The 6,928-nt window shown below is 31.7% G+C and carries 7 protein-coding genes; 5 read left to right on the top strand and 2 right to left on the bottom strand.

Annotated features, from left to right (window positions below):
* The 5 genes from AB4Y90_RS15100 to AB4Y90_RS15080 form a co-directional block, all read left to right on the top strand.
* Nucleotides 1-278, top strand: a 278-nt coding sequence (locus AB4Y90_RS15100; protein WP_441558364.1) for a transposase, incomplete at its 5' end; no start/stop codon positions are given.
* Nucleotides 279-342: 64 nt separating this feature from the next.
* Nucleotides 343-891 carry an L-threonylcarbamoyladenylate synthase gene (locus AB4Y90_RS15095; RefSeq protein WP_441558363.1) on the top strand — a complete coding sequence of 183 codons (549 nt, stop codon included), beginning with the start codon at nucleotides 343-345 and terminating at the stop codon, nucleotides 889-891.
* Nucleotides 892-1,222: 331 nt separating this feature from the next.
* Nucleotides 1,223-2,644: a CCA tRNA nucleotidyltransferase gene (locus AB4Y90_RS15090; protein WP_441558362.1), complete on the top strand. Its 1,422-nt coding sequence runs from the start codon at nucleotides 1,223-1,225 to the stop codon at nucleotides 2,642-2,644.
* 177 nt (nucleotides 2,645-2,821) lie between these two features.
* The gene (locus tag AB4Y90_RS15085) at nucleotides 2,822-3,868 is read left to right on the top strand and encodes a hypothetical protein (protein ID WP_441558361.1); all 1,047 of its coding nucleotides are present in this window, start codon (nucleotides 2,822-2,824) and stop codon (nucleotides 3,866-3,868) included.
* Nucleotides 3,869-4,048: 180 nt separating this feature from the next.
* Nucleotides 4,049-5,011, top strand: a complete 963-nt coding sequence (locus tag AB4Y90_RS15080) for a hypothetical protein (RefSeq protein WP_441558360.1) — start codon at nucleotides 4,049-4,051, stop codon at nucleotides 5,009-5,011.
* Nucleotides 5,012-5,245: 234 nt separating this feature from the next.
* Here AB4Y90_RS15080 and AB4Y90_RS15075 read toward each other — a convergent pair whose 3' ends face one another.
* Both AB4Y90_RS15075 and AB4Y90_RS15070 read right to left on the bottom strand, forming a co-directional pair.
* Nucleotides 5,246-6,301 carry a YncE family protein gene (locus AB4Y90_RS15075; RefSeq protein ID WP_441558359.1) on the bottom strand — a complete coding sequence of 352 codons (1,056 nt, stop codon included), beginning with the start codon at nucleotides 6,299-6,301 and terminating at the stop codon, nucleotides 5,246-5,248.
* 12 nt (nucleotides 6,302-6,313) lie between these two features.
* Nucleotides 6,314-6,928 (bottom strand): TonB-dependent receptor domain-containing protein (locus AB4Y90_RS15070; protein WP_441558358.1); only part of this gene is annotated, 615 nt, incomplete at its 5' end.

The raw sequence follows: 6,928 nt of genomic DNA, 5'->3' as shown, positions 1-6,928 counted from the left end.
GTTATTCCGATCATTGCCATTGTTTATTTTCTTTAGGTTCGAATCAAAATATAGAAAAAGTTGTTCAGTTAATAAAAGGAGAATCTTCTTTTTGGATTAATAAAAATCAATTAACAAAAGGAAAATTTGCTTGGCAAGATGAATATTTTGCGGTCTCTGTTTCAGAATCTATGATTGAATCGGTGCGAAATTATATTAAAAATCAAGAAATACATCATAAGAAAAAATCATTTACAGAAGAATATCAGGAATTCATGGATAAATATAACTTTAAATAGGTTTTGGCTAAAGCCAAATGAATGCTTAATTTTGAAGACGGGCTAAAGCCCGCCCCTATTGAATATGGAAAACATCATACAAATATTAAAATCCGGCGGAACAATTCTGTACCCGACAGATACCATCTGGGGAATTGGTTGTGACGCAACAAATATTGAAGCTGTCAACAAGATTTTCGACATCAAAAAGCGCGAAAAAAACAAATCCATGATTATTCTGTTAGAATCTGAAAAGAGACTTCAGGATTTGGTAGACGTTCCGGAAATGGCGTGGGAAATTATTGATTTAAGCGAAAAGCCGGTAACGATTGTTTATGAAAATCCGAGAGGCTTGCCGAAAGAATTATTGGCAGAAGACGGAAGCATCGGAATTCGTCTGGTAAAAAATGATTTCTGTAAAAAACTGATTTCAAAATTAAATAAACCATTAGTTTCAACTTCCGCCAATTTCAGTGGAGATAAAAGTCCGTTGAAATTCTCAGATATTTCAAAAGAAATGATTGATCTGGTAGATTTTGTGGTAGAAGAAGACAGAGAAAAGGTTTCAAAATATTCAGGATCTTCAGTGATAAAAATCTGGAGCGATAACAGAATAAAAGTACTTAGAGAATAATATATTTCCCAAAATATTCAGATTTTCACAATTTTAGAAGTATCAAATGAAAATCAAAGATTTTCAAAAACTTATGTGTTCTTAATATATACATCGATATTAAAAAAACTTATGTGCCTTATGTGTTAAAAATCTTTTGTGATTTTTGCGGTTGAATTTATTCATTTTCAGTAAATCCTTATCTTTGCAAACCATTTAACCATTAAGAAGTCGGAAAATTATTAGCGTAAAATCTGATTTTTTAGTGGTTTTACATTAGATAAAGATTAATAAATTTAAAATAATTGTAAGTCTAATATCTGAAATCTAAAATCTAACATCTATTAAAAAAATGTTCATCAACCTCAATCAAAATAAAAACCTGAAACTTTTCAAAATAATTTCTGAAGTTGCTTCTCAAAACAATCAGTCTGTGTACATTGTTGGCGGATATGTTCGGGATTTACTGATGAAACGAAAAGCTTCTACCGATATTGATTTTGTGACTGAACAAAGCGGAATAGAGCTTGCCAAGAACGTAGGAAAAGAAATCGATCCGAAAATGAAAGTTTCGGTTTTTAAAACTTACGGAACAGCGATGATCAGATACAAAGATCTTGAACTGGAATTTGTTGGCGCAAGAAAGGAAAGCTATACCGAAAACAGCCGTAAACCCGAAGTAGAAGGCGGAACGATTGAAGACGACCAGAAAAGAAGAGATTTTACCATCAATGCGATGGCAATTTCTTTAAATAAAGATAATTTTGGTGAATTAATTGATCCTTTCGACGGGATTAATGATCTCGAAAAAGGGATTCTTAAAACACCTTTAGAACCGGCTCAAACCTATTCAGATGATCCTCTAAGGATGATGAGAGCCATTCGTTTTGCTTCGACTTTAAATTTTACCATTGAAGAAAATTCTTTAAACGCAATTAAACAGGAAGCGGAAAGAATAAAGATTGTTTCGATGGAAAGAATTATGGTTGAGTTTAATAAAATAATGCTTTCAAAAAAGCCTTCAATTGGTTTAAAACTCATGGAACAAACAGGTTTGATGAAACTTATTATTCATGAATTAATTGATCTGAAAGGGGTAGAAGAAGTGGAAGGACAAACTCATAAAGATAATTTTTACCACACTTTAGAAGTGGTTGACAATATTTCTGAAAACACCGATAATTTGTGGCTTCGTTGGGCGGCTTTGCTTCACGATATAGGAAAAGCTCCGACAAAAAAATTCGTTGAGGGAACAGGCTGGACATTTCACGGGCATGAATTTTTAGGTTCAAAAATGGTAAAAGCACTTTTCCAAAAGCTGAAATTACCGCTGAATTCTGATATGAAATACGTTCAGAAAATGGTAAAGCTTTCGTCACGACCGATTGCTTTGATCACCGATGACGCTTCAGATTCTGCATTGAGAAGACTTTTGTTTGATGCAGGAGAAAATATGGAAGACCTTTTCACGCTTTGTAAAGCCGATATCACCACAAAAAATTCTAAAAAACAGGAGAAATTCAAGAAAAATTTTGAATATGTTGCGGTGAAAATAAAAGAAGTTGAAGAAAAGGATCAGGTAAGGAATTTCCAGCCGCCGATTTCCGGAGAAGAAATTATGGAAATGTTTAATCTGAAACCAGGTCGTGAAATAGGGATTTTAAAAGAAAAAGTAAAAGAAGCAATTCTGGAAGGCGAAATTGGAAATGATCATGAGGAAGCAAGAAAATTTGTGATTGCAGAAGCTGAGAAATTGGGATTGACTTTAGTTTAATATTTAAATTTTTAAAATATAAAAAGCAACAGGTTTTATCTGTTGCTTTTTTAGGTTAAAATGCAATCATAAATATTTCCTAAAATTTTGTTAATAAAACATTAAAATTACTTCAAAATAGTTATTACTTTTGTGAAATAATGAAACTTAATTTTGCAAATACTTAAAATACGATTGATGAAAAAAATACTTTTATTTTTAGCTTCCTTCTTTTTAATTTTTTCCTGTGAGAAGAATAAAGTTGAAAAGGTAGAAAAGACTTTTTATTATTGGAAATCAAGTGATTATTACTCTGATTTTAATAAAGAAAAAGATATTTTGACAGAGCAGGATATTAAAAAACTGTATGTAAAATTTTTCGAAGTTGATTATACCGATGCGATGGGAAATTACCCTATCTCTAAAACCAATTTTTCATTGTATTCTTACTGTAATGAAAAATCTAAAGATTCACTCGAAATTATTCCGACAGTTTATATAAAAAATATTGTTTTCCAGAAAAGTAATGAAAGCGATCTGGATAAATTGGCAGATAATGTAAACTTTCTTATCAATAAGTATACAAAGGAAAAATTAGATTCTCTACAAGTATCAGAAATACAGATCGACTGCGATTGGACGGCTTCCACGAAAGATAAATATTTCTATTTTCTGAAAAAATTGAAACCGCTTTCACAAAAAGAAATTTCGGTTACATTGCGATTATATCCATATAAATATCCTGATAAAATGGGCGTTCCTCCCGTTGATAAAGTAACTTTAATGTGTTATAATCTGATCAATCCACTGGCTGATCAATCCAAAAATTCAATTCTGGATCTCAAAGAGTTGGAAAGCTACCTGAATAGGGGGAAAAAATATCCGTTGCATTTGGATATTGCGCTTCCGGTTTATTCGTGGATGCAGCTTTATCAAAATAATCAGTTTACAAATGTTTTGTATGATGTGAATGATATTAAACCCCATTTGAAACAGATAAAACCGCTTTGGTACGAAGTGCAGAAAGATACGGTCATTAACTATGAAACTTATCTGAGAGTAGGCGACAAAATAAAATATGAAGAAATTACGGCAGATAAAATCAATAAAGCGATTTCGATAATCAAGAAAAACATTAAGCTCGATAAAAATATTACTGTTACGCTTTTTCATTTAGACGAAAAACAACTTAATAATTACACCGATGAAGAAATTAGTCATTTTTACAGCAATTTTACTAAGTAGTGCTTTTTCTGCATGCGGTTTTTATCCTTATGGAGAAGATTTAAGATTTAGTTTTTTAAACCCAAACAACTTTTCTTTTCAGTCTTATTCATCGTTTTATTATTCTGCGGGCTTTATAATCCGGATAAGAATTTAGAAAATATCAAACAAATTTATAGCGAAAACTCAAATTTTGAAGGGTTGAGTTTTTTGCTTTATCGTGAATTAGGGAAGCTTGAAGATTGGTTTTTTACACCGTATTATTCTTTGTTTTCAGCATCTATAATGGAGGGTTTTAACTATAATAGTAATGATTTTGAGAACAGAAATACGCTTAAAATTTTAGAACGATCTGAAATCGACAGGCAATATGCAAAAGATGTTTTAGAGTTTATAGATTCGGTAGATTTAACGAAAGTGGAGAATCCGAATTTTTGGAAGTTTGCAAGAGCCGAGCTTTTATTGATAACAAAAAATTATTCTGAGAGTTTAAACCAGATCGCAGAACTCGAAAAAGTTTTACCTTCTCATGATCCGATGCTGAATAATGTAGAAATCATCAAAGGTTTGAATCTTTTTGCCAATCAAACTTACGGGAATGCAAAAATTCCTGATGCTACGAAAGATATTATCATTAAAAATAAAAATAACAAGCAATTTATTTTTGCTTTAGGAAGAGAACTCGAATACTTGGGAAATACCGATGATGCTGCGTTTTTGTATGCATCTTTAGAAAATCCTTCTACTGAAAATACAGATTATAATATGGTATATTATAAATCTCTGAAAAATTCTTTCCAGACTTATGACACTTATTACTATAACTATTTTGATTATCTGGATGCAGTGTATTCTCCTGAGCAAATGCAGAGTTTTATTAATAAAATTAAAAATTTAAGTAAAGATCCGGATTCGTTTTACAGGAATTTTTATTCGCTCAATCAATCAGAAATCAATTCTTTATACGATTTATTGGGAACTAAATACATCAGACAAAATAAATTGGTTTTAGCCTTAAATACGTTTAATAAATTGGGCGAAAAATATTTTGATGCACAGTATTCGCTTTGGGAAAGAGATGGGAAAGACAGGTATTATTCAACAGGTAAAATCTTTAATCAGAATCCGTTTAATGCAGGGAAGATGTCAAAATTACAATTTTGATTTTATTGAGGAGAATAGTCCGAATTATTCCCAAACCGATAATTATGAAGATAGAAGATTTGAACAAAATAAATATTATCAGGATCTTAAAACGCAATTTTCTGGTCAGTATGAAGATATGATTAGTGGTTGTGAATCTTTTAAAGCCTATTTTAAAGCAAGGAGATAGAATTCTGACAAACAAAAAATGCGACTTCAAAAGAAGCCGCATTTTTTGTTTTTGAAAAATAAGAATTAATAGTTTTTATAAATTCCATTAGCTCCCATTCCTGCTGTGAACTTGCTTATTGCTGTTCCTGCAGTGGTATAAACGGTGATTTCGCTTGCTGCTGTAAATCCTTTTACGTCAACAGTAAAAATTCTTCCGTCTATTACTGAGAATCCGTAAAGTGTAAAATAATCTCCTCCATCTACTGCAGTGATAAGAGGTGAAGTAGGAGACGTTGTAGCATTCATCGCCATAGAATAAATTTTATTCTTAGAGCTGAAATAAAATCTGCCTCCGTCAATCTGAAGGTTTGTAGCTTTTTCAATTCCTGTCAATGTAGTCGTTGTAATAGCGGCTCCGCTTGCAGGAATTTGGTGAATGTATGAGTTTGGAGCTCCTTCTGTAATTGCATAAACACTATTATTGTAAGAAATAATTTTGTTGATATTATTTCCGTTTGGCACCTGAATCTGTGAATCGATTGTATTTGTACTTGTATTAATTTTTGTAAGAGTCGTTCCGGGATTAAAAGCATTGGTATTTTGTACATAGATATTTCCTCCTGCTTCTACAATTCCTTCAACCGTACTTGTCGTTGCAAAATCAATTTTCTTTACAAAAGAGTTGTCGGATAATTTATAAACATTTACAAATTTTCCTGCTCCGAATTGATCGTTAGTAACATAAAGATTTCCGTTAGCTACAGCCATATAACGAGGGTTATTCAATTGTGCTGTAATTTCTCCGGTTTTTTTGAATGTCACTCGGTCAACTACGGTAATTCTGTTTGAACTGTTCAATAAAAGATAAGCCTTATCATTATTAAAAGTCATTGTCTGAAGTACATCGCCTAAGTTTTCGTTGTTGTTTTTCGTTTTATAGATGTCGTTCTGCATTAAGCTCAGATCTTTTGTCACAAAAGTTACATCTGCGTTTGGTGTACCAAAGTTTCCTTCATTGGTAATAAGAAACCCGTTATTGTAATTGATTTCCGGAATTATTTCTTCGTAATCTGATGTACACGAAATCGAAAATAACAGGACGAATCCAAAAATAAACTGTAATAGTCTGTTTAATTTCATAATATGATTGATTTAAAAATTTATTGTTGCGTTTATGCTGTAATTTCTTTTAGGTAAAGGGTAATACGCCGTTGTGTCGTAAACGGTATCTGTAATATTATTCACTTTTAATCCTAAAGTATAGTTTTTTATAAATGTAGCCGAAAGACCTGCATTCATCACAAAATACGGGTAAATTGCATATTTTCTGCTTTCATCAGAAGTGGTGTAAGTTAAACCGTTAAACATTCCCTGTGCATAAAAACTCAGAAATTTGTATTGATAATCTACATTTGAAGAAAATTTATGCAATGGAACATACATGAGTTGTTTTTGGGTTTCCAGATCTACAGATTTTGTGTAAATATATCCTGCAATAAGTTTTACAGAATGATTTTCATTAAAACTTTTTTGATAGCTGAGTTGAGATTCTAATCCGTAAGATTCTACTTTATCGGTATTAAACGTTGCCCAATAACCCATTTCAGTTGGTAACCAGCGAATCATATTGTCGATTTTCATGTAATATGGAGTTAGACTTAAAGTAAAACCAGCCACACTAAATTCATGATTCATATCTGCCTGAACCGAAGTTTCTGATTTTAAATTGATATTTCCTCCCGGATTCCAATAAAGATCGTTGAACGA

It is taken from the genome of Chryseobacterium sp. 2TAF14 (assembly GCF_052115105.1).
Classification (GTDB): Bacteria; Bacteroidota; Bacteroidia; order Flavobacteriales; family Weeksellaceae; genus Chryseobacterium.
This window is presented reverse-complemented; position numbering and strand designations above follow the sequence as displayed.

Excerpts from the sequence above, each read along its gene's own strand:
- AB4Y90_RS15095 (WP_441558363.1), top strand. The coding sequence starts at position 343 with ATGGAAAACATCATACAAATATTAAAATCCGGCGGAACAATTCTGTAC.
- AB4Y90_RS15090 (WP_441558362.1), top strand. The coding sequence starts at position 1,223 with ATGTTCATCAACCTCAATCAAAATAAAAACCTGAAACTTTTCAAAATA.
- AB4Y90_RS15085 (WP_441558361.1), top strand. The coding sequence starts at position 2,822 with ATGAAAAAAATACTTTTATTTTTAGCTTCCTTCTTTTTAATTTTTTCC.
- AB4Y90_RS15075 (WP_441558359.1), bottom strand. The coding sequence starts at position 6,301 with ATGAAATTAAACAGACTATTACAGTTTATTTTTGGATTCGTCCTGTTA.